This window comes from Bradyrhizobium sp. CCBAU 45394 (assembly GCF_028128655.1).
GTDB classification, from domain to species: domain Bacteria; phylum Pseudomonadota; class Alphaproteobacteria; order Rhizobiales; family Xanthobacteraceae; genus Bradyrhizobium; species Bradyrhizobium diazoefficiens.
In genome coordinates this window covers 46,242-71,103 of the sequence record NZ_LBIX01000164.1, presented here as the reverse complement: position 1 = coordinate 71,103, position 24,862 = coordinate 46,242, and the positions used below count along the sequence as shown (strand labels likewise).

Below are 24,862 nucleotides of genomic sequence, written 5' to 3'. Positions count from 1 at the left end.
TTATCACCGGCCGCAATTATTGCGACGACTCGTGGCTGCCAGCCGCGCTCAACACTTCTCCCTGGGGTAATGGGTCCTGGCTTTCGCCAGGATGACGGGAAGGAGGCTGCTTGCGCAACGACGAGAGACGACAGCGTCGCTCTCCGCACCCGCAAACGCGTGGCTGATAGTCGCGAGCGCATACGTGACGCCGCCGTATGGGCACGAACATTGCTTTTTCTTGACGACTGCAAACGACAAGTCAAAAGGCAAATAAGCAACAATGTTCAAGCCAAAGTCATTCATTCCGGCGCTGTTCGCCCTCGCGCTGGTTGCCGGGCCCGCACATGCAGCGGGCAATCTCGTCGCGGTGCTCGAGGCGGAGATCGTCACGCTCGATCCGCATTTTTCCACGGCCTATATTTCGCGCACGTTCGGCTACATGGTGTTCGACACGCTGTTTGCGAAGGATTCCAAGGGTGAGATCAAACCGCAGATGGTGCAGGACTGGAAGGTCTCGCCCGATGGCTTGACCTACAGCTTCACGCTGCGCGACGGCTTGAAGTGGCATGACGGCCAGCCGGTCACGGCGGCCGACTGCGTCGCATCGCTGCGCCGTTGGGGCTCCCGTAGTGCGCTCGGCCGCCGCATCTTCGCGATCACGGCCTCGCTCGAGCCGACGGACGCCAAGACGTTCGTGCTGACGCTGAAGGAGCCGTCCGGCCTCGTCATCGACGCGCTCGGCAACCCCGTTAGCCCCGTCGCCTTCATGATGCCCGAGCGCATTGCCAAGACGCCGGGCGACCAGCGCATCACCGAGATCGTCGGCTCCGGCCCGTTCGTCTACAGCAAGGCCGATCACCGCACCGGCGACCGCATGATCCTGAAGAAGTTCGCGGACTATGTGCCGCGCCCCGAGCCTGCCGACTTCCTCGCCGGCGGCAAGCGCGTCAATGTCGACACGCTCGAGATCCGCGTCATTCCGGACGGTGCGACCGCGGCTTCCGCGCTCCAGGCCGGCGAAGTCGATTTCATGCAGTACGCGCCGTTCGATCTGCTGCCGACGCTGGAGAAGAACTCCCGCGTGAAGCTGCTCAATTTCACCGGCGGCAACATGTTCGCCGGCGCCTATCGCCTCAACGCCGCGTCGAAACCGTTCGACGATCCGGCGATCCGGCGCGTGCTGTGGAAGCTGGTCGACCAGCGCGAAGTGCTGGATGCGCTCGGCCTCGACGCCAAATACGCCACGCCCTGCGCGACCTTCTTCACCTGCGGCACCACCTATGACAGCAACGCCGGCACGGAAGCCGCTGCAATGCCGTCGATCGAAGCGGCGCGCGCCGCGCTGAAGGCGACGAAATATGCCGGCGAGCCCGTGATCGTCATGGAGGCCAACGACCTCGAAGCCCCGCGCGTCTCGGCGCAGGTGCTGGCCGAGCGGCTGAAGCAGGCCGGCTTCAACGTCGATCTCCAGGTGATGGACTGGGCGAGCGTGCTGGCGCGCCGTGCCAAGAAGGAGGGCTGGAGCGTCTATGGCGTTCACGCCGGCGGCTTCGATCTCGGCTCGCCGCTGACCAACGTCATGGTGGCGTTCAACTGTGCCGACTTCACCGGCTGGCAATGCGATGCGCGCATCACGCCACTCATGGAAGCCTTCGCCAAGGCGCCTGCCGAGGAGGATCGCAAGACAATCGCGGCCGAGATTCAGACGGTGATGTACGATCAGGCGCCCGGGATTCCCTGGGGCCAGTTCGCCCAGCCGGCGCTTTATCGCGCGACGCTGCGCAATCTGATACCGTCCGCCATCCCGGTGTTCTGGAACGTTGAGAAATAGCGCGATGTACGATGTCATTGTTGTCGGCGGCGGCTCCGCCGGCGCCGCTGTTGCGGCGCGGCTCTCCGAGGATCCCGCAAGGCGCGTGCTGCTGCTCGAAGCGGGTCTCGACTGGCGCGCTGATGAAGCGCCGTGGGAAGTGAAGACGCCCAATCCGATCCCGATCATCCACAAGCGCGAGTACCAGGAAAAATGGCAGTGGCCTGATCTGCTGACGCGCCGCGTGGCGGGGCAGGAGCCGCGCTTCTATTGGCGCGGCAAGGGGCTGGGCGGCTCGTCGATGATGAACGGCCAGATCGCGATCCGCGGCGTTGCTGACGCCTTCGACGAATGGGCGGCCAATGGTTGCACCGGCTGGTCGGCGAAAGAGGTGATGCCGCTGTTCTCGGTGATCGAGGACGACATGGAATTCGGCCACACCGAGGGACATGGACGCGGCGGCCCGCTGCCGGTCTATCGCGCGCCACCTGAGAAATGGGGCCCGATCGATCGCGGCTTGCGCGATGCGGCGCTGGCCAGCGGCTATCCCTGGTGCGCCGACGTCAACGGCCCTGACGGCGAGGGTGTCGCCTGTTATCCCATCAACAGCCGCGACAGCCGCCGCATCACGACCAATGAGGGGTATCTCGAGCCCGCGCGCGGCCGAGCCAATCTGGAGATCCGCGGTCATGCGCTGGTCGATCGTGTGCTGATCAGCGACGGCCGCGCGACCGGCGTCCGCGTCCGCATCGAGGGGCAGGGCACGAGCGACATCGGTGCGCGCCAGATCGTGCTGTGCGCCGGCGCGATCCACAGTCCGGCGATCCTGCTGCGCTCGGGCATCGGCCCGGCCGAGGAACTGAAGGCGATGGGGATCGCCGTCGCGCGCGATCTGCCGGTCGGCCGCCACTTCTTCGACCACCCGCTGTTTCGCGCCACGATCCAGCTCCGCGAAAACCTGCGGCCGACCGATCCGGACACTCGCCACACCAATTGCTGCGTGACCTATTCCTCGGGCCTCGCCAATGGCGGCAAGCGCGACATGATCCTGATTGCGTTCAACCATCGCGGCATCGGCGTGCCCGGGGCGATCGGCGCCGGGCTGTTCAACGCCTATTCTCGCGGAACGCTCAAGCTCGCCTCGACCGACCCCAGTATCGATCCCGTTGTCGAGGAGAACATGCTGGCCGATCCCCGGGACATGCTGCGCATGATGGATGCGGTGAAGCGGCTCGCGGTGATTACGTCCCAGCCGGCGCTTTCCGGCATCGCCGACTGGATCCGGTTGACCGACACGGATCTGACCTTGCCGCAAGCCGCGGCCTTGCCGGATCAGGAACTCGACGCGCTGCTGCGCCGTGAGACCGGCGACATCCAGCACGCCGCCGGCAGCTGCCGCATGAGCGGCGTCAACGACGCCGATGGCGTCGTCAACCCTGATGGCACGGTGAAGGGCATCGCGGGCTTGCGCGTCGCCGATGCATCGATCATGCCGTCGGACTGCCGGGCCAACACCCACTTCACGACGGTGGTGATCGGGGAAGCGATCGCGCGGATGATGATGCGGTAAAGCTACTGCGTAAAATCTACTCATCTCGTCATTGCGAGCGGAGCGAAGCAATCCAGAGTCTTTCCGCAGAGACAGTCTGGATTGCTTCGCTCCGCTCGCAATGACGGAGCAAGCGGGGAGGCCCTCGCTCTCCAATTCACACTTCAAACAGCAGACACGCCATCGCCTTCTCGCGGCGGATATCACCCGAGTTTTGCTTCTCGCGCGCCCTCGTAGAGACAAGGGCGCAGGGAAGGCCGGGCGCCGGCTGGCACCCGCAAGTCCGTGCGCCACAAAAAATGCACACGGGGTGGACTACAGGTCTCGCCGGATCGCCCGGCCTTCCCTGCGCGAATGGTTTTAACGGTGTCCTTCGTGCTCTCCCCGGGGAGCGATGCACTATTGCCCCCGTCGCCTCACGGATGGCTGATGCGCGCGTCCGGTCGGACCGCAACATCACCGCAAGACTTGACGCACAGACCCCGGGCGTCAGGACCACACGACTTCTCCGTCCGCGCACGTCTTCGCTGAGAATCCGAGAGGTGGCGTGTGCTCGCTCCCGAAGCCATGCGAAGACGCTGTCAGCGCCAGGTCGTATGCGCAAGAGCCATTGCTCACGGTGTCCCGCCCTGCAATGCCGATCGCGCCCGACGCCGTCGCGTCCATCGCTGCCCGGCCTGCGGTTCGTGACGATCGCGATCCGCCCCTTGTCTCAGGCCAGGGTGTTTCGCATGTACGACAAATCCGAATTTCGGTAAAGTGGAATATTTTCGGGCCGGGGCTTGACACGTCGTGAGGTCGCGCGGCGCGGCTGTATTGCCCGACAGGCAATCGTCGACGGGGGCGTAGGTGACGAGCTTTCGGCCAGAGGGCGTGTGATCATCAAAGCCAGCTTCTGGAGGCTAAGCGGAAGTCGGCCCGCCTCGTCATCATCGACGGCTTGCGATCCGTTGCGGATCTTCGAGGGGCGGTCCAAGATGACGGACTTCACCGGCTTGAGCAGGGCGTTGGATGGCAGTCGCAATCAATATACGAGCCGATAACGATTCCGCGGACGAGATCGAACAGCTATGGGACCAAGTTGCTGCGTTGGAGGACGGGCCGTCGATGCGCACTCTGGCGTACCGACCACATCTGACATTCGCGATCTATGATGCGCCCGAGATTGACGAAGAGACGGCGTGGAAAGCAATGCTGTCTGCAAGCGCAGGCGAAACACAATTGCCCGTCACATTCAGGCGATTGAGGTGGTTCGCGGGCCCGCCACTTGTATTGTGGGCTGAGCCCGAACCGAGCGAGACCCTCAGAAGGTGGCACGCTTCAATCAGCGCTGCCATCGACCCGGGCCAATGTCGGCCACATTATCGGCCCGGTGCGTGGACGCCCCACTGCACACTTGGCACACGCATCGCCGATAGAAACAGCAAAGACGCCATTGCGTTTGCGCAGTCGTTCGACCGGCGCATTCAAGTCAATTTCGACGTCGTGGATTGCGTCGTGTTTCCACCTGTGCGGGTCGTTGCGCAGCGGGAACTGCCGAAGGGGCGTTCCGTTGCGTAGCGATGCTGATCCACCCGCGAAGTTGCTTCCTGCTGCTTACAGGTCTGCTCAACGGAGGCTAGCAGCCGGGATTGCTCAGGTCGAATGTTTCGCATTCTGACCGATAGCGGTTCTACGGCCAGCATTTAGATTTAGACCGAAGAGGGAGCCGACAGGATGGCGGTCTATTTCTGGGTCTTTGGTGTAGCGGTCTTCGCCGGGCTTGAGATTTATCTTGGAATGCACGCCCTGCGAAACTTAGCTCCCGGCGTTGAACGCAAAGACATAACGTTCTTCCGTAAATTTTCGGGGCAGGTGGACAAGAACTTCTTCAACGATGAGGGACAAAAATACCGCGCGTGGATGATGAGAAATGAAGTGGCATACGGTCTTTGGATTTTTGCAATAGGACCGTTTGCAATCTCAGTCAGATGAGTAAGGCCACCGCTGTTTTTCCGCGCGTTATTCCGCTCCTGGCCCTTAGCGGAGCCTTCGCGATACAGTGCTCTACGGCAGCTTTTGACCCAAGGCGGACATACTGCATATCGCCGAGACGTGGGGACTCACGCGGCTTGCAGTATCAACTCGCTCACGCGCTCTGGTGCATCGAGCATGGCCATGTGCCCCACGTCCGGCAGTTCGAATGTGGCCCAAGACTTGTCGCTCTTGCAGTCTGCCAGAGCCTTGTCGAAGGCCGGCTGTGGAAATCTAGGGAGGCGGATGTATGTTTTCTTTGCTACCTTTTGAAGCGCCCCGGAAACCTTGACCTGCTGGAGATAGGTGCCGACTGGATGCGGAGTAGCTTTAGCTTCGGCGAATGCTCGATCGGGTTCGGCAACAATTGCGGCGGTCGTAATCTTGGTTAATCCACGAACGCCTGCCTCGCCCTTGTCCATGGTCGTTTGAATGGCTTTGCGAACGCCCTCGGCTGCGAAGTCCGCCACCCTTTGTCCGTCGACCGGAATGTAAGCATCAAGCCATACAACCGATGAGACTTTATCGCCGATGGTTTCGAGTGCGCCCGAGCATACGAAGCCTGCATAGGACCATGCCACGAGACAGACGTTCTCGAGACTTTCCCATTTAATCAGGTTGACGACGTCGGCGATGTGAGTGTCCAGATTGACATCCTTACTCAGCAAATGCGAGCGGTCGGCCAAACCTGTGAGTGACTCAGCGAACACCTTGTGGCCGCCCTGTTCGAGCCGGTCAGTGACCCGGCGCCATATCCAGCCGCCGCAAAAGGCCCCGCTGACAAAGACGAAGGTCTTTCGCGCCGATTGGGCGCGGGCGGCACCGATCACGCCGGAGGCCGCTGCTGCCGCGAGACTGCCGGCTGCAGCACTGCGAAGCACGCGGCGGCGGGTAATTCCGCTATTTGTCATGACAAAATCCTTTGTTTAAGGAGGATCGGGACTGAAGCGGATTGCAACCTGGAGGATATCTGCGCGTCGGTTCGCGGCCAAGGTCTGTAATTGGCCCTTAGCCGAAGGTCGATTGAGCACGTGTCATGTCGGCTGTCAGGGGCAAACCGGACGCCGATCGAACTTGGCATCCACCTCTGCTTTTGATCCGAAGCGGACTCGCTTGTTTTCTACCGGCAAATCGACGAGCCGACTTGTTGCAAGCTCTTTCGTAGGCAGAGAGTTGCCTGATACCATCCACAACGCGTTGGGCTGTCTGGATGCGATAAGAGAACTCCCGCTTTACTACTAGCCGCTTTGCGCTCCGACAGATTGACGCATATCAAGACTGGCTTCCGGCTTAGGCTTGTGAAGGCTCTGGGAGTGGCATGCTTTCGCCGGCTGATCGGACTTAAGAGCCCGCGCCCTAGAGTGATGCCGTGCTCGCCGATCTCGCGCTGCTCTGCTACCACCCGCATGGTCTGGGCGCGTCCGCCGTTCGGTCGCTATCGGGGATAGATCGGACATGGAGCGGATAACCCATGTCGGTCGCAAATGACCCGTAGCGGACTCGCTTGTTTTCTACCGGCAAATCGACGAGCCGACTTGTTGCAAGCTCTTTCGTAGGCAGAGAGTTGCCTGATACCATCCGCAACGCGTTGGGCTGTGTGGATGCGATAAGAAAACTCAGGGGTCGCCGCATGAAAGACGTCGAAATCGTTTCGGAAGACCAATGGCACGCTGATTGGCGGCAGGAACGCCGGTTGACGCTGCTGTTTGAACCGTCGATCAAGGAGGATGCCTGGTGTGGACCGCTCGTCGAAGAGTTCTGGTTGCCCCATTGGCAGAATCGGCTCGATTTCGTCACACAGGCCGCTGATTTCTGTGCTGACAAAGACGAGTATAGCGGGGTCGCCGCATGAAAGACGTCGAAATCGTTTCGGAAGACCAATGGCACGCTGATTGGCGGCAGGAACGCCGGTTGACGCTGCTGTTTGAACCGTCGATCAAGGAGGATGCCTGGTGTGGACCGCTCGTCGAAGAGTTCTGGTTGCCCCATTGGCAGAATCGGCTCGATTTCGTCACACAGGCCGCTGATTTCTGTGCTGACGAAGACGAGCATAAATTGAGGGACCTGGACAATATCGTAATCCAGCGACGTGGGGGGAATGCCGAGTTGGAAGGCAGCGCCTTCGATCTCCGCGAGCTCAACGAGGCCCGAGAGCTTGGACTGCAGCACTATTCGAGCCATAGCCCGATCTTCGCCGATATCCGCCTCACCGCAATCACATTCGATCATCTCAGGGAACAGTTGCAAGCCGCTGTAATCGACAAACCCGAAGCGGATCGCGTGCTCTTGGCGTGCGGTTTTTTGGCCGGCGACGTAGCCATTCCGCGTCCGCGGCCGGTCAAGCCACATCAGAAGCTTTCCAACACGATCTCTATCGCCCGGAAGACGCCGCGCATCTGGTTCGAAATCGCTCGCGCCAGTGAGACGAAATCGCGCTGGGTTCCGCTTGAAATGAAAACCCTCGGACGCTGGATGGCGATTGAGCGGTAAGGAGCGATTGAACGGTCCACGAAACCACCCGCCTCGGATGATCCCAAACGGGTCGGAGAGGCAGGTCCGTTGTTGGCCCAACGCGGAAGTCCTGCGACGTCCGCTTTCGCGCCGCTATCGGGGGCATAGCGGACGTCTAACGGCGTCCCGATTAATGAGTACGCAGTTGCAAGCCGCTGTAATCGACAAACCCGAAGCGGATCGCGTGCTCTTGGCGTGCGGTTTCATGGCCGGCGACGTAGCCATTCCGCGTCCGCGGCCCGTCAAGCCACATCAGAAGCTTTCCAACACGATCTCTATCGCCCGGAAGACGCCGCGCATCTGGTTCGAAATCGCTCGCGCCTGTGAGACGAAATCGCGCTGGGTTCCGCTTGAAATGAAAACCCTCGGACGCTGGATGGCGATTGAGCGGTAAGGAGCGCTTGAGCGGTCCACGAAACCACCCGCCTCGGATGATCCGAAACGGGTCGGAGAGGCAGGTCCGCTGTTGGCCCTTAGCGACCCTTCGAGGCGCCCCGTGTCGAAGTCTGCTTTTGATCCAGACCGGACCAGGCACCCAAATCCCCAATTGACGCCAGCTTATCCCGGCCCTTGAATGCTTCCCGGAACGCCTGATGGAGGAACGCCTGCCCGCAGACTTCTGCGGCACTGCCTCGCGAGCGGCCGATCTTCACGCTGTCGGCTTCGAAGGTCCAGGTCCGCCGATGCGCATGGAGGTCTTGGCCATGAGGATTTCTTCAGCGCTTTTCGCCCTTTCGCTGACGTCGCTTGCTTCAGCGGGTGCGCCTGCACAAAGCCAGGACGGCCCGCCCGCATGGGCCTACCCGGTAAACCCGCCGAATTTTCAACGGGCCCCCGACGACGGCACGATCCGGCGAGTCCCTGACAGCGCCGCCGGTTTTACGCTCACGCAACTGCGCGATCTGTTCGCCGCACCCGACTGGCATCCGGAAGACCATCCGGCGATGCCTGAGATCGTCGCAAAGGGGAGAACGCCTGACGTGTTCGCGTGCGGCGTCTGCCACAGGGCAGACGGACCGGGCGGCCCTGAGAATGCCAGCCTGTTTGGCTTCTCCGCGGAATACATCATCCGGCAAACGGTGGAGTTCAAGACGGGCCTGCGCAAGAATTCAGTGCCCCGCGTCGCCACCGACCTGATGATCAAGACGTCCAAGGCCATCACCGATCAGGAACTCAAGGAGGCTGCGAACTATTTTGCGTCAATCAAGCCGAGATCCAACATTGCGGTCGTAGAGACCGAGACCGTGCCGAAGACACATGTCAGGGACTTGTTCCTGGCGCCGATGGACGGCGGCGAGAAAGAGCCCATCGGCCAGCGCATCATCGAGATTCCGGAAAACGTTGAGCACTTTGTCAGCCGGGACTCGCGCGCTCGCTTCATCGCCTATGTCCCGGTTGGCAGCATTGAGAAAGGGCGGACGTTGGCGGCGAGCAGCGACCTCCGCGTCCAGTGCGCCGCCTGTCATGGTGCCGACCTCAAAGGGACTGCCGTGGCGCCAGGGATTGCGGCCCGTTCGCCCACGTACATGTTCCGTCAGCTTTACGACTTCAAGTCGGGCGCGCGGAAGGGCGCCAATAGCGACGTCATGAAACCGGCTGTTGAAAACCTCGGCATCGACGACATGATCGCGCTGGTCGCCTACACGGCGTCGCTCATGCCTTAACGTTTCCAGGCTGCTCGTACACGCCCTAGATCACCCCCACCAGCCGCAGCGCCACGCCTGCGGCGCAACTGCCCGCCAGCACTGTGAGCATGCCGAGCTTGAAGCGGAAGATCGCGGTTGCGGCTGCGACCGACAGCACGAGCGCTGGAATGTCGACGCTGGTCAGCACCGGCATGTCGAAGTTCAGCGGGAAGGCGTGCACCGGTACGGTCTCGCGGAACAGCGTGTGCAGCGCGAACCAGATCGAGAGGTTGAGGATCACGCCGACGACGGCGGCAGTAATCGCGCTGAGCGCGCCGGCAAGGCCGGTGTTGCCGCGCAGGCGCTCGATATAGGGGGCGCCGACGAAGATCCAGAGGAAGCAGGGCGTGAACGTGACCCAGGTCGCGAGCAGGCCGCCAAGCGTTGCCGCCAGCATCGGCGACAGGCCGCTTGGATCGCGATAGGCCGCCATGAAGCCCACGAACTGGAGCACCATGATCAGCGGACCCGGCGTGGTCTCGGCCATGCCGAGGCCGTCGAGCATCTCGTGCGGCTTCAGCCAGTGATAATGCTCGACCGCCTGCTGGGCGACATAGGCCAGCACCGCGTAGGCGCCGCCGAAGGTGACCAGCGCCATCTTCGAGAAGAACAGGGCGATCTGGCTGAAGACGTTGGCCTGGCCGAGCGCGGCGAGCAGGGCAACTACCGGCACCAGCCACAGCGCAAGCCACAGCGCGCCCACGCGGATCGCGCGGCCGGTGTCGGGTTTGATGTGATCGGGCACGGCGTCGCCGAGCATGCTGTCGATCACGGCGCTGCTGCCGCCATGACCGTGACCGGCCGGAGCAAATTCCGGACGGCCCTGTCTGGCGCCGATATATCCGATCAGGCCGGCGGCGATGATGATGATCGGGAAGGGGACTGCAAAGAAGAAGATCGCGACGAAGGCGATAGCCGCGAGCGCGATCATGATGCGGTTCTTCAGCGCGCGCTTGCCGACGCGCACCACGGCCTCGACGACGACGGCGAGCACGGCGGCCTTCAGGCCGAAGAACAGCGCCTCGACGAAGCTGACATTGCCGAAAGCCGCGTAGATGTAGCTGAGGGCCATGATGGCGATGATGCCGGGCAGGATGAAGAGCCCGCCCGCCATCAGCCCGCCGGCGGTGCGATGCATTAGCCAGCCGACATAGGTCGCAAGCTGCTGCGCCTCCGGCCCCGGCAGCAGCATGCAGTAGTTCAGCGCATGCAGGAAGCGGCCTTCGGAGATCCACTTCTTTTCTTCGACCAGGATGCGATGCATCACCGCGATCTGGCCCGCGGGCCCGCCAAAGCTCAGGCAGGCGACGCGCAGCCAGACGCGGAAAGCTTCATTGAAGCTAATGCCGTGACCGGCATCAGCTCCTGATTGAACGTTACGGGTATCCATTACGCCTTCACTTTGTTGGTCGGCCAGTTGTGGGTCTCAGCCGTGGCGTCGCGGCACCAGCGGTAAAAGGCGTCGTATAGCAGCATGCCGGCCTCGAGCTGTTCGAGGTCGTCGTCATACATCCGCGACAGCCCGAGCGACGCCGCGAGCAGTCCGGGGGCCTCCGGCGCCAGATCAGGCCGCGCGGTGTCGGCGCCGCGCACCAGCGTTGCGAGCCGGAGCAGGGCCGGGGTGGCGATCCCGAACTCCTCGATCATGACGTCGAAGGTGCAGAACTCGCCGCGGTGGCTCCAGAACACGTTCTCGATGTCGAACGGGGCTGCATTGAACCGCTCGCCGACCGCGACCACTTCGGACGGCGCCACATACAGGAACACCGCGTTGGGATCGACGAAGCGGCGGATCAGCCAGGGGCAGGCGATACGGTCGACCTTCGGCCGCGCCCGGGTTACCCAGACGGTGCGTCCCTTGGCGTCGCGGGGCGGCAGCTTGCGGGTGTCGAGGAGCGGCAGCTTGGCCTCCTTCCAGCCCTCGAAACCGCCGTCGAGCGTCTCGGCCTGAACGCCAAGCTGGCGGAGCCAGGCCGCGGTGCCCTGCGCAAGCTTGGCGCCGCGCAGGCAGGAGACGATGACGGAGCGGCCCGCGAAGGCGGCGCCCCAGTCGGGAACGTTCTCGTGGCTGAGCCTGATGGAGCCGGGGATCAGCCGCCGGTCGGCGGCAAAGTCCTCCTCGGTCCGCACGTCGATCAGGACAGGAGCGTTGGCCGTGCCGATCAGGCGCGCCAATTTATCGGATGATATGGTCGTGAATGTAGACATGATGCGTCCTCGCATAAACCAAACGGGACGCGATACTTGGGCATGTCGCCTCGTGGGGAGATCGCTCAAATCCCCATGAGCCGCATTACAACGAAACCGCGCCAAGCTGTCAACCGCCGGTTTTGCCGCTAATGAGCGTTAGAAAGATGTGCTGCCGGGGCCTATATTGGCCCCTTGCGGATTCTGTTTTCCGGAGAGTTGAGCCGATGCATTCCCATTCCATCGAGCAATGGACCCATGACCACGCTTTCCTGGGCGAGAAGCACGACGAGAACGAGCGGCGCACCTGGCTCGTGGTGGTCCTGACGCTGGTCATGATGGTCGGCGAGATCGTCGCCGGCTCGCTGTTCGGCTCGATGGCGCTGCTCGCCGACGGCTGGCACATGGGCACGCACGCAGCCGCGCTCGGCATTGCCGCGTTCGCCTACCGCTTCGCGCGCCGGCACCTGGGCAATGCGCATTTCACCTTCGGCACCGGCAAGTTCGGCGATCTCGCCGCCTTCTCCAGCGCGATCATCCTCGGCCTGATCGCGGTCGAGATCGCCTATGAGAGCGTGCTGCGGCTCTTCACGCCGGTGCCGATCGTCTATGGCGAGGCGATCGCGGTCGCTGCGCTCGGCCTTTGCGTTAACCTCGCCAGCGCGTGGCTGCTGCGCGGCAGCCACGATCATCACCATCACGGCCATGACCACGGCCATGCGCATGATGAACACGACGATCATGACCATCACCACCATCGTCATCACGACAACAATCTCCGCGCCGCCTATGTCCACGTCATGGCGGATGCCGCGACCTCGTTACTCGCGATCGGCGCGCTCGCGGTGGCGATGTATTCGGGATGGGTCTGGGCCGATCCGGCCGTCGGCCTGATCGGCAGCGTCGTGATCGCGAGCTGGGCGTTCGGCCTGATCAAGAGCTCTGGCGCGGTGCTGCTCGACGTGCGCGCCGACGAGAAGCTGGAGCGGGTGATCCGGGCACGCATGGAGGTCGGCGAGGATCGCGTCACCGACCTGCATCTCTGGCAGGTCGGCCCCGGCCATTGTGCCGTGCTGGTGTCCGTGGTGTCGGACAAGCCGAAGCAGCCGGCCGTCTACAAGAAGCGGCTCGCCGGGCTGAAGGGCCTCAGCCACGTCACGGTCGAGGTCGAGACCTGCCCGCACTGACGTGATCGGCGGGAGCGGAATTCTGCGGCGCGGCCGGGGTTGATCCTCGGTTGTAGCTTCCCAAACGCTTGCCAAGGAGGACCAAGGATGACGTCCAGGATCAAGCTTGCTTTTGCCGCCGCCGCTCTCGCCTTGTTCAGTCATGCAGCGATGGCCCAATCGGAAAAGCCCGGCGTCGAAAGGCTCTACGTCCTCAATTGCGGTGAGGGAACCGCCGGCGACATCTCGCGCTGGACGCCCGGTCTGAACGAAGGCAAGTCGATGGACTTCGTCGACAGCTGCTATCTCGTCAAGCATGCCAAGGGCTGGTTCCTGTGGGACACCGGCATCGCCGATTCCGTCGCCGCCATGCCCAATGGCCTGGTGCCCGCCGATCCCAAGGCCGTGACCTGGCGGCGGCCGAGGACGCTTGCCGCCCAGCTCGAGCAGCTCGGCGTCAAGCCCGACGACGTCAAGGCGATGGCCGTTTCCCACACCCACCCCGACCACTCCGGCAATGTCGAGCTGTTCCCGCAGGCCGTGCTCTACGTGCAGAAGGCCGAATATGACTGGCCCGGCGCCAACAACGAGCCGCGCTTCAAGCCTTCGCATCCCGTCGAGCAGCTCGCGGGCGACAAGGACGTGTTCGGTGACGGCAGCGTGACCATCCTGTCGACGCCCGGCCATACTCCGGGACACCAGTCGCTGCTGGTGAAGTTGCCGAAGACCGGTGCGGTGATCCTGTCCGGCGATGCCGTGCACTTCAGGGATAATTGGGATAACCGCCGCGTGCCCAGCATGAACGTCAACAAGGACCAGAGCGCGGCCTCGATGCAGAAGATCGCCGATACGCTCTCCAGGGAGAAGGCGCAGCTCTGGATCAATCACGACAAGGCCCAGCGCGACAGCCAGAAGATGGCTCCGGAGTTCTACGACTAGCTTCTCCTACCCGCTTGTTGCCACACTACAACGTGTTGTCGCGCCCGCTGATGCAGCGATCGAGCGCGCTCGGCTTTCTCACGGTCGGCATGGGCGCGGGCGCCGTCGTGCTGGTGCTGGCGGGGCTCGTGAAAGGCAGCTTTGCGGCGCTCGATCACTTCACGACGGCGCAGTGGATCGCCGGCATCTATCTCGGTGCCGGCGGCGGCGCGCTCGCCTTCATCCTCTGGGTCATGGCGCGGGCGACGCCGACCCGGGTCGCCAATACCATGACGGTCAATCCGATCGCCGCGACCTTGCTGGCAGCGCTGCTGATCGGCGGGCCGATCACGGCAAATCTCCTGGTCGGGCTGCTCGCCGTCTTCGCCGGAATCTGGATTGCGACCAGCGAGGCGAAGCCGGCCTAGCTGTGTGGCGCAGTCGCTGCGGGCGGACTTGCCTCCGGCGTCTTCTTCGGCTTCAGCGTGCCGGCATAGAACGACAGCAGCCACACCAGCATGACGGCAAGGAGATAGACGACCCAGGCCTGCGGCGGCGTGGTCGCCCAGCGCAGGAGGCCCTTGAATGTGCGGGGCGGGCTGTTGTCTTCGGTCATGGCCCGCTTGTGCGCGAAAGCGGCGGTGCGGTCAATCGGGCCGGCGCTCGGCGCGGATCAGGAACAGCGCCGCCAGCGCCGAGAGGCTCAGCGCGGAGGAGACGATCAGCACCTTGGCGCCCATGACGTCGATGAGCAGGCCGAACGCCAGTGGCGCCACCGCCTGTGCCATCCGCGCCGGCGCGCCGATGATGCCGAGGCGGTAGCCGAAATCTTTCGGCCCGAAGATCGACAGCGGCAGCGTGCCGCGGGCGATCGTCAGGATGCCGTTGCCCGAGCCGTGGAGCAACGCGAACGCGCTCGCCGCGGCGCCGCCGAAGATGGCGACGACGGCAGCTCCAATCGGATGGGTCACGCAGGCGAGCCGGGTCGACCACAGCGGATGAAAGCGGCTCAGAACGCTCGCTTCGAGGATGCGCGCGAGCACTTGCGCCGGACCGATCAGCGCGCCGGCCGCGATCGCCTCGACATGGGTCGCGCCGGTTGCCTCCACGATGCGCGGGAAATGCACCGCCATCGCGCCGGTGACGGTCCAGGCCGCGGCGAAGACGAAGGCGAGCAGGATCATGGTGCGGTCGAGCGGCACATGCGGCTTCGCGGCCGTCGCCGCCGCCTGCTTGGCGCCCTTGATCGCCGGCAGCATGAAGAAGTTGAGGGGCAGGCCGATCAGGATGTTGGCGGCGGCCCAGGCAAAGCAGGTCTCGCGCCAGCCGATATGGGCGAGGCCCCAGGCGGTGAGCGGCCAGCCGACGGTGGAGGCGAAGCCCGCCATCAGCGTGATGCCGGTGATGGGCCTGCGCGCCTCGGTGCCGTAGATGCGGCCGAGCGCGGCGAAGGCGGCGTCATAGAGCCCCATCGCCATGCCGATGCCGAGCACGAGCCAGGCGACCGCCATCACCAGAACGGATTGCGACAACCCAAGGAGCACGAGGCCGGCGGCAATGGTCAGGTTCGAGGCCGACAGCACCTGCTGGCCGCCGACGAGATCGATCTGCCGCCCGATCCGCGGGCCGAGCATCGCGGAGATCACCAGCGAGACCGAGAACGCGCCGAAGATCCAGTTGGAGGAGACGCCAAGGTCGTGCGCCATGGGATCGGCGAGCAGGGCCGGCAGATAGTAGCTGGAAGCCCAGGCCAGGGTCTGCGTGGTGCCGAGCGCCAGGATGATCGGGAGCTGGCGCTGGCTCATCCGCGCGTGCTTCCGATTCTGGCCGACAAAGTCATCATCGCCGGCATTTGCCGCCGGCGCAGCGAGTGCGTCAACCGCGATCGCGGCATATTCGACCTGCAGGGGACGGGAGCCTTGTACGGCTCGCGCGAGGCTTGCGCCTTCCACTCGTCACGAATGCACGGCATAATGGCGCATGCAATTGACCTCGCGCCTCGCGCTGATGAACTGGCTGACCGGCCAGGGGCTCACGGGCCTGCCCGAAAACGAACTGCTCCGCGGCTTCTGCGAGCGCTGCCGCGCCGAGGGCCTGGAACTCTCGCGCGCCCTCGTCGTCATCGACACGCTGCATCCGATCTATGAGGGCCGCGGTTTCCGCTGGAGCGACCGGGCGAGCAACGAGAGCGACGCGTTCGAATACGGCTCGACCGCCGAGGGCGACGCGGCCCAGCACTGGCGCCGCTCGGTGTTCTTCCACATGCTCGAGCACGGCCACGACGAGATGGTGATCGATCTCGCCGACGCGCCGTCGCTGGATTTTTCGCAGATCGGCGAACTCGCCGAGAAGGGCCATAAGCATTATCTCGCCTTCGTGCACCGCTTCGGCGAGAACGGCGCGCTCGGCCTGATGGATTGCCTCTATTCCTGCTGGACCACGCGCCGCGACAGCGGCTTCAGCGAAGCCGAGTTGGAGTCCCTGCGCGATCTCGTGCCGGTGCTGGGGCTCGCGATCAAGTCGGCGCAGCAGGTCGATATCGCGCGCACGCTCGGGCGCGTCTATCTCGGCCGCGGCGCCTCCGAGCAGGTGCTGGGCGGCCGCATCTCGCGCGGCGTCACCGAGCGCATCAAGGCAGTGCTGTGGTACTCGGATTTGCGCGGCTCGACCGGGATCAGCGAGAGCATCGGTCCCGACGAGATCATCCCGTTTCTCAACGACTATGCGCAGGCCGTGATCGATGCGATCCACGATGCCGGCGGCGACGTGCTGAAGCTGATCGGTGACGGTGTGCTCGCGATGTTCATCGGCGAGGACATGGCGCATGCGCGACGTGCTGCGCTCCGCGCCGAGCATCTGTTCCGCCAGAACGTCGCAGCGCTGAACAAGCGGCGGGAGGCGGACGGCCGTCCCACCACGTCGGCTTATATCGGGCTGCATGTCGGCGAGGTCTTCTACGGCAATATCGGCAGCGAGGATCGGCTCGATTTCACGGTGGTGGGTCCGACGGTGAACGAGGTCAGCCGCATCGCCTCGATGAGCCGCTCGGTCGATCGCGAGCTGTTGGCGTCGGCGGAGTTCTACAAGGGGCTCGATGCCGCCGGCCGCCGCTATCTCGTCTCCACCGGCCGCTACGCGCTGCGCGGCATCGGCCGCGCGCAGGACCTCTACACGCTCGATCCGGAGGTTGACGCCAGCGAGCCGGTGACGGGGAGCTATGAGCGGTATCTGGCGAGTTAGGCATCACTCCTCGCCTACGTCGTCCTGGCGAAAGCCAGGACGACGAGGAGGATGCTGCGCCACTTTCCGCAATCGCGACGCAGCTAACACCTCACCGCCACTTCGTCCCCCACCATGTCCGGCTGCCGGTCGAGTGACGCGGCCGGTGACAGCAGGATCACGAGCGCCTGCATGCCGAACACCGCCGCCGCGAGATAAAGGCACGCCTCCGCGCTCCAGAGCCCGCCGACGATTGCCCCCAGCGCCGAGCCGAGCGGGCGGGCGCCGTAGCTCATGATGTTGATGGCGGAGACGCGGCCGAGCAGGCGCGGCGGCGTCACGGACTGGCGCAGAGTGGTGGTCGAGATCACCCACAGGATCGGCCCGACGCCGAGCAGAAAGAAGCTTAAGGCCGCAAGCCAGGGCGAGGGGACCAGCACCGTCAGCGCCATCACCAAAGAGGCGGCGAAGCCGGTGACCGGGCCGAGGCCGACAACCGTGCCGAAGGCGACGCGCTGCATCACGCGCGTCGCGAGCAGCGCGCCGATCACCATGCCGACGCCGTACATCGTCAGCACCGTGCCGACGCCGGCGGCGGTCAGCCCGAGATGGCGCACGGCATAAGGCACGAACACGGCGATCTGCAAGAACCAGCCGGTGTTGAAGATGAACTGGGTGATGAAGACCGGCCGGAGCAGTGGATGGTGAAACACGAAGGCTGCGCCTTCGCGGATGTCCTGGAACGGATGGCGCCGCGGCGCCGGCGTGCGGGCGGGCTCGTAGATGCCGGAGAGCAGCACCACGGCAATGGCCGAGAGCGCCGCGGCAAAGCCGAAAGCCAGGCTCGCGCCCCACCAGCCGACCAGCGCGCCACCAAGCGCAGGCCCGCTGGCAAAGGCGATGGTGCGCGCGAGCTCGATCCGGGCATTGGCGGCTGGCAACAGGTCCGAGCTCACCAGCGAGGGCACCAGGGCCGGTGCGGCCACGCTGTAGACGACGGTGCCGCACACGGCAGCGAAGCCGAGCAGGGCCAGCAGCGGCAGATTGAGGGCGCCGAGCGCGAGCAGCAGCACGATCGCCGCGAGGGCTGCGGCCCGCAGCGCCTCGGCGCCCGCCATCAGCGCGCGGCGGGAGATGCGGTCGGCGAGCAGGCCGGCCGGGATGGCGAAGAGCACGAACGGAAGTGTCAGCGCCATCTGCAATAGACCGGTCTGGCCTTCAGCGACCCCGAGCGTCAGCACGGCGACGATGGGGGCTGCGGCCAGCGCGATCTGCTCGGCCGATTGCGCCGCGAGATTGGACCAGGCGAGGCGGCTGAAGGTGTCGGGGAGGCGAGGCGGATTTGACATGGCTCATTTCCTGCAGAGTCGGATTGGCGCCAGTATCCGCGCCGGAGACCGGCCAAACCCACCCGCTTCCCGACAGGCCCGGGGCAAAACAGGTCCGTGCCGGGAACCGATGCGGCCAGATGCAGTTGCAAATGAGTTGCAATAAGCTTCGACTTCGGTATTCTGATCACATGGATGCCCGATCGCCCGATTTAACCACCGACGCCGCCGGCTGGCGCACCGACGTGCCGACCACAAAAAGCCTGGCCGAGGTGAATGCCTCCGTCGCCCTCCCCACGGCGGGGGTGTGGTGGCGGCGGCTGCTCGCCTTCGTCGGTCCGGGCTATCTCGTCTCGGTCGGCTACATGGATCCCGGCAACTGGGCGACCGACCTCGCTGGCGGATCGAAGTTCGGCTACACGCTGCTCTCGGTCATCCTGCTCTCCAACCTTATGGCGATCCTGCTCCAGTCGCTGGCGGCGCGGCTCGGCATCGTCACGGACCGCGACCTCGCGCAGGCCTGCCGCGCGACCTATTCGCCGGCGGTGAACTTCCTGCTCTGGCTCGCCTGCGAGGCGGCGATCATCGCCTGCGATCTCGCCGAGGTCATCGGCACGGCGATCGCGCTCAAGCTCCTGTTCGGCATCCCCCTGATCGGCGGCGCGCTGATCGCCGCGCTCGATGCCTTCCTGCTGCTGCTATTGATGAACCGCGGCTTCCGTTTCCTGGAAGCCTTCGTCATCGCGCTGCTCGCGGTGATCGCGGTTTGCTTCGCGGTCCAGATCGTGGCCGCGGCGCCGCCGGTCGCGGAGGTCCTGCATGGCTTCATGCCGAAGAGCGAGATCTTCACCAATCCGGAGATGCTCTACATCGCGATCGGTATCATCGGTGCCACCGTGATGCCGCATAATCTCTATCTGCACTCCTCGATCGTGCAGACGCGCGCCTATGAGCGCAACGAGACCGGCCGGCGCGAGGCGATCAAATGGGCGACGACGGACTCGACCATCGCCCTGATGCTGGCGCTGTTCATCAACGCCGCGATCCTCGTGGTCGCCGCGGCAACCTTCCACAAGAGCGGCCATTCCGATGTCGCCGAGATCGGCCAGGCTTTCGAGCTCTTGTCACCGCTGCTCGGCCTCGGTATCGCCTCGACGCTGTTTGCCATCGCGCTGCTGGCCTCGGGCCTCAACTCGACGGTGACCGCGACACTTGCCGGCCAGATCGTGATGGAGGGTTTTCTCGATCTGCGCCTGCCAAGCTGGGCGCGCCGCCTGCTCACGCGCGGCATCGCGATCATTCCGGTGATCATCGTCACGGCGATCTACGGCGAGCGCGGCACGGCCGATCTCTTGGTGTTCAGTCAGGTCGTGCTGTCGATGCAGCTGCCCTTCGCCGTCATCCCGCTGGTCCGCTTCGTCTCCGATCGCCGCAAGATGGGCAAGTTCGCGATTTCCCCGTACGTCGCTGCGATCGCGTGGATCGTCGCGGGCGTCATCGTGGTTTTGAATCTGAAGCTGCTGGCGGATACGCTGTTGGGGTGAGCCGAGGCGGCCGCTTGCTCCGCCTGGCCACAACAGCCGCGCCCGGTGGCATTTTGGGCTAGCGGCCTGATTTTCCCAAGAGCACGAAAGGGCGGATGGGCACACGCCTGAACCTCGATTTTGTGAACTGCCTCACTTTTCAATTTATGCGGGGCGCGTATACTGCCCACCAATTGCTACTAGGACGAGTGTTGTAGGGCGTAGTGTCATGTTGTTTGTTTCAGGATTGATTTTACTCCCCGCGGGATGATCGGCGGCCCGCGCCGGATAAAGTGCGCCGACCGCATTTTCTCCGGATACATCTATCGGTTCTGCGCGAGCCCGGTCGGCACGCGAATGGTTGGTTAGATTCATTGCTTTGATTGACGGCTTGTTTTTTCGCTGCGCGGGTTCACGTCCGGGAGGGGACGATGATCAGGCCAGGAAGCATCGGTTGTTTCGGTAAATTCATTGATGAATGGGGGCTGCCGTGACCAGGTGTCCCACGTGTTCAACGCGTGTTGCCCGCGAAGATCGGTTCTGCTCGCAATGCGGCGCGGATCTCAAGCGTCGCGTGGTGGAGCCCGGTACCCAGGATCGGGGCGCACAGGTCGTCCAGCTGCGTGATCATCCGCCGTTACGATCAAAGATGCTGACCGAGAATAAGCACGTCAGCGTGCTTTTCGCCGATGTCTGCGACTCGACCGCATTGCTGCAGCATTCCGACCCCGAAGAAGCCCGCAACTACCTCGGCAAGGCGCTGAACCAACTGGCCGAGGCGGTCGAGACCTATGGCGGCACGGTCAGCCAGTTGCTCGGCGATGGGCTCGTCGCCTTGTTCGGTGCGCCCCTGGCGCAGGAGGATCACGCCTTACGTGCGTGCCTTGCCGCCCTCAAGATGCAGAGAGCAACCGTTCCCGGCCATGATGTGCAAGGCGTTGCAAGTCCGACGCTGCGCATCGGCATCAATTCGGGAGAGGTGCTGGTCGGGGTTGTCGGACAATACGATTGGTCGCACTACGGAGCAGATGGCAAGACGATTCACCTTGCGTCCCGGCTCGAAAAGATGGCACCGCCCGGCGGCATTCTGGTCAGTGCCGCGACGCAGCGGCTTGTCGCCCAGCAGATCGAGACGCGGTCGGTAGGGACCCGGCAAATACGGGGATTGGACGAGCCGATCGAACTCCACGAGGTCGTGGTCGAGACCGAAAGTTCGGCAGCGGCGCCGCTGACGCGCAAGCAACGCTGGGCGCCTCTGGTCGGACGCGAAGATTCCTTACGGATTCTGGCAGGGGACCTTGAGGTCGTCCGAAAGGGTGGAATGCGAACGATCGGGCTGTGCGGCGATGCCGGGATCGGAAAGTCCCGCTTGGTTGCCGACTGGACGGCCGCCCTCGCAAGCGAGGGCATGGACGTCTGCGTTTCGCAGGCGAGAGGCTATGCAAGCACGCGCGCCTACAGCGCCGCCGCGGACCTGATCGCGAGCCTGGTTGGGCTGGTGCAAATGAACGTGACGGACGTACGGCAGTCCGCCAGGCAGGCCTTGATCGAGGGATGGCCAGCCGAGGGCGCCGAACATCTCGCGGCGGCCAGCGACCTGTTGGGGCTGGCGGCGCCCGATCAGGCCTGGCTGGCGCTGAACCCGGTACAACGACGGCGCCGCATTGGCGAAGCACTGCTGTGGCTGGTGCGCAGGCGCGCGCGGTCTGGCCCGTTCGTGCTGGTGCTCGAGGACGTTTTCCTGGCCGATCGCGAGAGCCGGAGGTTGTTCGAGGCCTTGCTTCCGAAGCTTCAGGAGCTGCCGGTTCTGGTCTGCGTTAGCTATCGGCCCGATTTCGAGCACCAGTGGCGGCAGGCGCCGTGGTTCGTAGAGCGCATGATCGAGCCTCTACACGACGGCCAGATGCTCAGGCTCGCGCGTGCCCTGCTGGGGGACGATCCATCCGTGCTCGGCGTCATGAACGAGCTGGTCGCCCGCGCCGACGGTAATCCCTTCTTCCTCGAGCAACTGGTCATCACCCTCATCGATGACGGATCGCTCGAGGGAACGCCGGGAGCGTACCGCCTCCAGAGGCCTCTCGGAGAGCTGCGCGTGCCGGGCTCGATCGCCGCGGTCATCGGCGCGCGGACCGACAGGCTGCCCGAAGCCGCCAAGTCTGCGCTCGAGGCTGCGGCCGTTCTTGGCGATCCCATCACGCGCGACCTGATCGCCACGATGCAGGCGGTGGACATCGCGCGCGCCGAAGAATTGCTCGCTCTTTGCGTCGCGTCCGGCCTCCTGTCGTGTCCGGAGCAGACGAGCCTATCGCTCGAGTCGCAGGCGTTCGCGTTCCGCCACGCGCTGGTGCGCGACGTCGTGCTCGGGGTGCTTACGCGCAGCAGGCTCAAGGCGCTGCATCGACAGGCCTTCCTGGCGCTCCACGCGCAGCCGGGAGCCGCGGATGCCGATGCCGCGCCGGTGTTGGCGCATCATTCCTTCAAAGGCGAGGAATGGGAGCAGGCGGCGAAGTTCGCCATCAAGTCGATGGCACGAGCCATCTCGCATTCGGCCAATCAGGAGGCCCTCCAATTGTTCGAGAAGGGGATCCAGGCTGCACGGCGTGTCGACGGCGCCCCGACTGCGCAAGCCCTGGAGCTTGCGCTTCGTCTGGAAGCCATCGGGGCAATGATGGCCCTTGGGCAGATCGACGACATCTTCAGCAACATGGAAAGGGCTGAAGCCATTGCCGTGCAACTGAACGATCAGCGCGCACGGGCGGCGGTTTCGACCGAGACAGCGGTGTTTCTGTGGATGCGCGGTCGTTTCGAGCAAGGCTTGCGCTACGCCTCGCAGGGCCTGGAAGCGGCCCGCCTTGCACAGCGTCGCCACATGACGATGGCGGCGCATCAGACGCGCCTGATGCATCTGCATGCCCTCGGGCGATACGCGGAAGCGGCCATCGAAGGCAACGTCCTGCTGTCCGAATACGGCCCGGAACTGTCGGCGCACTACGTTCAGCCCGGATGGGCCGCCATTCCCATCATCAACCTGTATGCGTTTCACGCCAGCACGCTCTGGCGCCTCGGGGACAGCGAAGCCGGTAGCGCCTTCTGCGCCAAGGCCTACGAGATCTTGTCGAACATCGACCACCCATACTCCCGTCTGCTGATCGATACCGTCCAATCGCAGATGTGGATCGAGAACGACGAGCTCGACCGGGCGGAACGCATGATGCGCATGGACCTGCAGCAGTGCCGGACGCACAACGTGCCGACCATGCTTTCCGTTTGCATGGGCGTTCTCGGCAGCGCGCTTGCACGCAACGGCAAGGCTGCCGAAGCGGTGCCCATGCTGGAGAGAGGGTTCGCCGATCGCATCTACGAGGCGGCCGGCCCCTACGGCCGGACGTTCATGCGTGTGAGCCTCGGTGTCGCCTATCGCAAGCTCCGACGGCTGGACGATGCGATCGCGGTCGGACGCAAGGCGGTCGAGCAGGCCGCTGAAGAATACGGGCACCAGACCGAAGCTCTGTACGAGCTCGCTGAAACGTTGCGGCACGCTGGCGATCAGGCCGGGGCCGAAGCGCATTTCAAGCGAGTCGCCCTGGCGGCGGAACGCCTGGGCATGCCCCACTATCAAAGGCGGGCCGCAGCGGCCCTCGCGGATTGGCGGAAGGATGGGCATGCAGCATGAAACTCTCCACTTATGAACCCGACGCCTTGCAGCCGGGAGCACGCAGTCTCTCCTATGGTGTCTTTTGCTGGCTCAACCGCCACATCACCGTCTTGCGTGCGCTCGGCGCACTGCTGCGGCGCTGGCCCTCGGTGGGGGGCTTGTTCGGCATGGTGGCGCGCGCCAGTGCCGTCAAGGACGTGCTGACGCGCACGCGCAGCTTTTCCAACACGGCGCATGCGGCCAACATGGTCTCCGGAGACTATCTCATCGGGATGGATCCCGGCCCGACCTATTCGGCCGATCGGGATCTCGTCCATGCGCGGTTGGCGGCTCTGGACGTTCCAGCCGATTCCGATGCCGAGGCACAGCGCCGGATCAAGGACCTGAGCAAGCCCGGAGCGGCCGAATTCGATCTGATCGATGATTACCTGATGTGGGTCGTATTCCACGCCATGAGACCCCTGTTTGGAGATGCGATAGGCGCCGTGGTTGCGGGGTCGGCGACCAACGCTGCGCAAGGCGATGTCGATGAAGGCTTGCAACGACAGTACATGCTTGAGATCCGATACGTCGCGGGGCAGCTGCTGGCCGGCAACCTGGCGACACTCGACCTCCGGCGGCGGGCGGAATCGTGTGGGGATGCGCTACAGGCGCGCATCGATCGCGTCACCGGCCCCATCGGCGCTGCGTGGGGCGTCAAAAGCTCCTCCGAGGACATTGAACGAAACGCGGTAGGCCTTGCCTGGATCTCACATCCGGTCACCGTCCAGTCGGGAGCCCTTGTCATGCAAGAGCTGCTGGGACGCCAAAAGGTCTATGAACAGCTGCGATCGCGGGCCAGGGCTCTCGGCGAGTCCCGCGTCTGGACCGACCCCGATTTTCGCAAGGCCGTGCGCAACCATGTACTCGAGCTCATGCGCTTCCGGCCGATTTTTCCGCTGCTGGCGCGCGACGTGCCGCGGGATACGGAAATGGAGACGGGCGCGCGAAGCAACGCTGGATGTCCGGGCGGCGGCAAGGTCTCGCTGTTGTCGATCGCTGCCCTGTTCGATCCCAGCGCGGTGCCCCAAAGCGGTCGCTTCTGCCCGAACCGCGATTGGGGCAGCGAAGATGCCTTGCGGTATCTCATGTTCGGCTATGGCTACCGCCAATGTCCCGCCCGGGACTACGCGGTGGATATCCTGACAAGCGCGCTGATCGGCTTGCTCACCTTGCCCCGGCTGCAACTGGCGCGCGGTGAAGGCAAGGCCATTGCGTATGACGGACCGCTGATGTTGTGCATGCGCATGCGTATCACCTGAGCACGCGGAGAAGAC

Annotated in this window: 21 protein-coding genes; 15 read left to right on the top strand and 6 right to left on the bottom strand. The window is 64.2% G+C overall.

Going from position 1 to position 24,862, the window contains the following annotated elements; all coding sequences use genetic code 11:
- Positions 1 to 262: 262 nt before the first annotated feature.
- The 4 genes from WN73_RS21680 (at position 263) to WN73_RS21665 (ending at position 5,315) form a co-directional block, all read left to right on the top strand.
- Complete coding sequence (locus WN73_RS21680) at positions 263 to 1,813, top strand: ABC transporter substrate-binding protein (RefSeq protein ID WP_271554696.1); 1,551 nt, start codon at positions 263 to 265, stop codon at positions 1,811 to 1,813.
- A gap of 4 nt (positions 1,814 to 1,817) precedes the next feature.
- The gene (locus WN73_RS21675; protein WP_271554695.1) at positions 1,818 to 3,362 is read left to right on the top strand and encodes a GMC family oxidoreductase; all 1,545 of its coding nucleotides are present in this window, start codon (positions 1,818 to 1,820) and stop codon (positions 3,360 to 3,362) included.
- A 990-nt stretch (positions 3,363 to 4,352) separates the two neighbouring features.
- Positions 4,353 to 4,901 carry a 2'-5' RNA ligase family protein gene (locus tag WN73_RS21670; RefSeq protein WP_271554694.1) on the top strand — a complete coding sequence of 183 codons (549 nt, stop codon included), beginning with the start codon at positions 4,353 to 4,355 and terminating at the stop codon, positions 4,899 to 4,901.
- Between the two features lie 156 nt (positions 4,902 to 5,057).
- Positions 5,058 to 5,315, top strand: coding sequence for a hypothetical protein (locus WN73_RS21665; protein ID WP_271554693.1), 258 nt, complete (start codon positions 5,058 to 5,060; stop codon positions 5,313 to 5,315).
- A 128-nt stretch (positions 5,316 to 5,443) separates the two neighbouring features.
- On the opposite strand, the gene WN73_RS21660 is transcribed toward WN73_RS21665, so the two are convergent.
- On the bottom strand, positions 5,444 to 6,265 hold the full coding sequence (locus tag WN73_RS21660; RefSeq protein WP_049832399.1) for an alpha/beta fold hydrolase: 822 nt from the start codon (positions 6,263 to 6,265) through the stop codon (positions 5,444 to 5,446).
- A gap of 719 nt (positions 6,266 to 6,984) precedes the next feature.
- Between WN73_RS21660 and WN73_RS21655 the strand changes: the two genes are divergently transcribed.
- The 4 genes from WN73_RS21655 to WN73_RS21640 all read left to right on the top strand — a co-directional run bounded on the left by WN73_RS21655 (position 6,985) and on the right by WN73_RS21640 (position 9,529).
- Positions 6,985 to 7,206: a hypothetical protein gene (locus tag WN73_RS21655; protein ID WP_271554691.1), complete on the top strand. Its 222-nt coding sequence runs from the start codon at positions 6,985 to 6,987 to the stop codon at positions 7,204 to 7,206.
- Positions 7,203 to 7,844, top strand: coding sequence for a hypothetical protein (locus tag WN73_RS21650; protein ID WP_271554690.1), 642 nt, complete (start codon positions 7,203 to 7,205; stop codon positions 7,842 to 7,844). The genes WN73_RS21655 and WN73_RS21650 overlap by 4 nt, the downstream gene beginning before the upstream one ends.
- Before the next feature lie 154 nt (positions 7,845 to 7,998).
- The gene (locus WN73_RS21645) at positions 7,999 to 8,259 is read left to right on the top strand and encodes a hypothetical protein (protein ID WP_271554688.1); all 261 of its coding nucleotides are present in this window, start codon (positions 7,999 to 8,001) and stop codon (positions 8,257 to 8,259) included.
- Positions 8,260 to 8,458: 199 nt separating this feature from the next.
- On the top strand, positions 8,459 to 9,529 hold the full coding sequence (locus WN73_RS21640) for a c-type cytochrome (RefSeq protein ID WP_271554687.1): 1,071 nt from the start codon (positions 8,459 to 8,461) through the stop codon (positions 9,527 to 9,529).
- A gap of 25 nt (positions 9,530 to 9,554) precedes the next feature.
- Here the strand turns inward: WN73_RS21640 and chrA are convergent, their stop codons facing one another.
- Positions 9,555 to 10,940, bottom strand: coding sequence for a chromate efflux transporter (chrA, locus tag WN73_RS21635; protein ID WP_161534690.1), 1,386 nt, complete (start codon positions 10,938 to 10,940; stop codon positions 9,555 to 9,557).
- Positions 10,940 to 11,758, bottom strand: a complete 819-nt coding sequence (locus WN73_RS21630) for a chromate resistance protein ChrB domain-containing protein (RefSeq protein ID WP_271554685.1) — start codon at positions 11,756 to 11,758, stop codon at positions 10,940 to 10,942. The genes chrA and WN73_RS21630 overlap by 1 nt, the downstream gene beginning before the upstream one ends.
- A gap of 206 nt (positions 11,759 to 11,964) precedes the next feature.
- Here WN73_RS21630 and dmeF point away from each other — a divergent pair, with 206 nt between their 5' ends.
- The 3 genes from dmeF (at position 11,965) to WN73_RS21615 (ending at position 14,249) form a co-directional block, all read left to right on the top strand.
- Positions 11,965 to 12,924: a CDF family Co(II)/Ni(II) efflux transporter DmeF gene (gene dmeF / locus WN73_RS21625; protein WP_028171620.1), complete on the top strand. Its 960-nt coding sequence runs from the start codon at positions 11,965 to 11,967 to the stop codon at positions 12,922 to 12,924.
- 87 nt (positions 12,925 to 13,011) lie between these two features.
- Positions 13,012 to 13,842 carry an N-acyl homoserine lactonase family protein gene (locus WN73_RS21620; protein ID WP_271554683.1) on the top strand — a complete coding sequence of 277 codons (831 nt, stop codon included), beginning with the start codon at positions 13,012 to 13,014 and terminating at the stop codon, positions 13,840 to 13,842.
- Between the two features lie 32 nt (positions 13,843 to 13,874).
- Entirely contained in the window at positions 13,875 to 14,249 is a 375-nt protein-coding gene (locus WN73_RS21615) for an EamA family transporter (RefSeq protein WP_080668050.1), read from the top strand.
- Here the strand turns inward: WN73_RS21615 and WN73_RS21610 are convergent.
- Positions 14,246 to 14,437 (bottom strand): hypothetical protein, encoded by a 192-nt coding sequence (locus WN73_RS21610; protein WP_028171621.1) that lies wholly within the window; start codon positions 14,435 to 14,437, stop codon positions 14,246 to 14,248. The genes WN73_RS21615 and WN73_RS21610 overlap by 4 nt on opposite strands.
- 31 nt (positions 14,438 to 14,468) lie before the next feature.
- Positions 14,469 to 15,626: an MFS transporter gene (locus WN73_RS21605; protein ID WP_271554681.1), complete on the bottom strand. Its 1,158-nt coding sequence runs from the start codon at positions 15,624 to 15,626 to the stop codon at positions 14,469 to 14,471.
- 175 nt (positions 15,627 to 15,801) lie between these two features.
- Between WN73_RS21605 and WN73_RS21600 the strand changes: the two genes are divergently transcribed.
- A complete protein-coding gene (locus WN73_RS21600; RefSeq protein WP_028171623.1) occupies positions 15,802 to 17,061 on the top strand; it encodes an adenylate/guanylate cyclase domain-containing protein in 1,260 nt (419 codons plus the stop codon).
- An 83-nt stretch (positions 17,062 to 17,144) separates the two neighbouring features.
- On the opposite strand, the gene WN73_RS21595 is transcribed toward WN73_RS21600, so the two are convergent.
- Positions 17,145 to 18,389, bottom strand: coding sequence for an MFS transporter (locus tag WN73_RS21595; protein WP_028171624.1), 1,245 nt, complete (start codon positions 18,387 to 18,389; stop codon positions 17,145 to 17,147).
- A 170-nt stretch (positions 18,390 to 18,559) separates the two neighbouring features.
- Between WN73_RS21595 and WN73_RS21590 the strand changes: the two genes are divergently transcribed.
- From WN73_RS21590 to WN73_RS21580, 3 genes are all read left to right on the top strand, one after another.
- Complete coding sequence (locus WN73_RS21590) at positions 18,560 to 19,912, top strand: Nramp family divalent metal transporter (RefSeq protein ID WP_011087805.1); 1,353 nt, start codon at positions 18,560 to 18,562, stop codon at positions 19,910 to 19,912.
- Between the two features lie 628 nt (positions 19,913 to 20,540).
- Entirely contained in the window at positions 20,541 to 23,564 is a 3,024-nt protein-coding gene (locus WN73_RS21585; RefSeq protein ID WP_231166496.1) for an ATP-binding protein, read from the top strand.
- Entirely contained in the window at positions 23,561 to 24,847 is a 1,287-nt protein-coding gene (locus WN73_RS21580; RefSeq protein ID WP_011087803.1) for a hypothetical protein, read from the top strand. The genes WN73_RS21585 and WN73_RS21580 overlap by 4 nt, the downstream gene beginning before the upstream one ends.
- The last annotated feature ends 15 nt before the right edge of the window (positions 24,848 to 24,862 follow it).

Bases quoted from the DNA above. Each gene is read 5' to 3' on its own strand.
- WN73_RS21590 (WP_011087805.1), top strand. From the start codon at position 18,560: ATGGATGCCCGATCGCCCGATTTAACCACCGACGCCGCCGGCTGGCGC.
- WN73_RS21655 (WP_271554691.1), top strand. From the start codon at position 6,985: ATGAAAGACGTCGAAATCGTTTCGGAAGACCAATGGCACGCTGATTGG.
- dmeF (WP_028171620.1), top strand. From the start codon at position 11,965: ATGCATTCCCATTCCATCGAGCAATGGACCCATGACCACGCTTTCCTG.
- WN73_RS21605 (WP_271554681.1), bottom strand. From the start codon at position 15,626: ATGAGCCAGCGCCAGCTCCCGATCATCCTGGCGCTCGGCACCACGCAG.
- WN73_RS21640 (WP_271554687.1), top strand. From the start codon at position 8,459: ATGGAGGAACGCCTGCCCGCAGACTTCTGCGGCACTGCCTCGCGAGCG.
- WN73_RS21645 (WP_271554688.1), top strand. From the start codon at position 7,999: ATGAGTACGCAGTTGCAAGCCGCTGTAATCGACAAACCCGAAGCGGAT.
- WN73_RS21600 (WP_028171623.1), top strand. From the start codon at position 15,802: ATGCAATTGACCTCGCGCCTCGCGCTGATGAACTGGCTGACCGGCCAG.
- WN73_RS21665 (WP_271554693.1), top strand. From the start codon at position 5,058: ATGGCGGTCTATTTCTGGGTCTTTGGTGTAGCGGTCTTCGCCGGGCTT.
- WN73_RS21650 (WP_271554690.1), top strand. From the start codon at position 7,203: ATGAAAGACGTCGAAATCGTTTCGGAAGACCAATGGCACGCTGATTGG.
- WN73_RS21680 (WP_271554696.1), top strand. From the start codon at position 263: ATGTTCAAGCCAAAGTCATTCATTCCGGCGCTGTTCGCCCTCGCGCTG.
- WN73_RS21610 (WP_028171621.1), bottom strand. From the start codon at position 14,437: ATGACCGAAGACAACAGCCCGCCCCGCACATTCAAGGGCCTCCTGCGC.
- chrA (WP_161534690.1), bottom strand. From the start codon at position 10,940: ATGGATACCCGTAACGTTCAATCAGGAGCTGATGCCGGTCACGGCATT.
- WN73_RS21585 (WP_231166496.1), top strand. From the start codon at position 20,541: ATGCTGACCGAGAATAAGCACGTCAGCGTGCTTTTCGCCGATGTCTGC.
- WN73_RS21620 (WP_271554683.1), top strand. From the start codon at position 13,012: ATGACGTCCAGGATCAAGCTTGCTTTTGCCGCCGCCGCTCTCGCCTTG.
- WN73_RS21595 (WP_028171624.1), bottom strand. From the start codon at position 18,389: ATGTCAAATCCGCCTCGCCTCCCCGACACCTTCAGCCGCCTCGCCTGG.
- WN73_RS21660 (WP_049832399.1), bottom strand. From the start codon at position 6,265: ATGACAAATAGCGGAATTACCCGCCGCCGCGTGCTTCGCAGTGCTGCA.
- WN73_RS21630 (WP_271554685.1), bottom strand. From the start codon at position 11,758: ATGTCTACATTCACGACCATATCATCCGATAAATTGGCGCGCCTGATC.
- WN73_RS21675 (WP_271554695.1), top strand. From the start codon at position 1,818: ATGTACGATGTCATTGTTGTCGGCGGCGGCTCCGCCGGCGCCGCTGTT.
- WN73_RS21670 (WP_271554694.1), top strand. From the start codon at position 4,353: ATGGCAGTCGCAATCAATATACGAGCCGATAACGATTCCGCGGACGAG.
- WN73_RS21580 (WP_011087803.1), top strand. From the start codon at position 23,561: ATGAAACTCTCCACTTATGAACCCGACGCCTTGCAGCCGGGAGCACGC.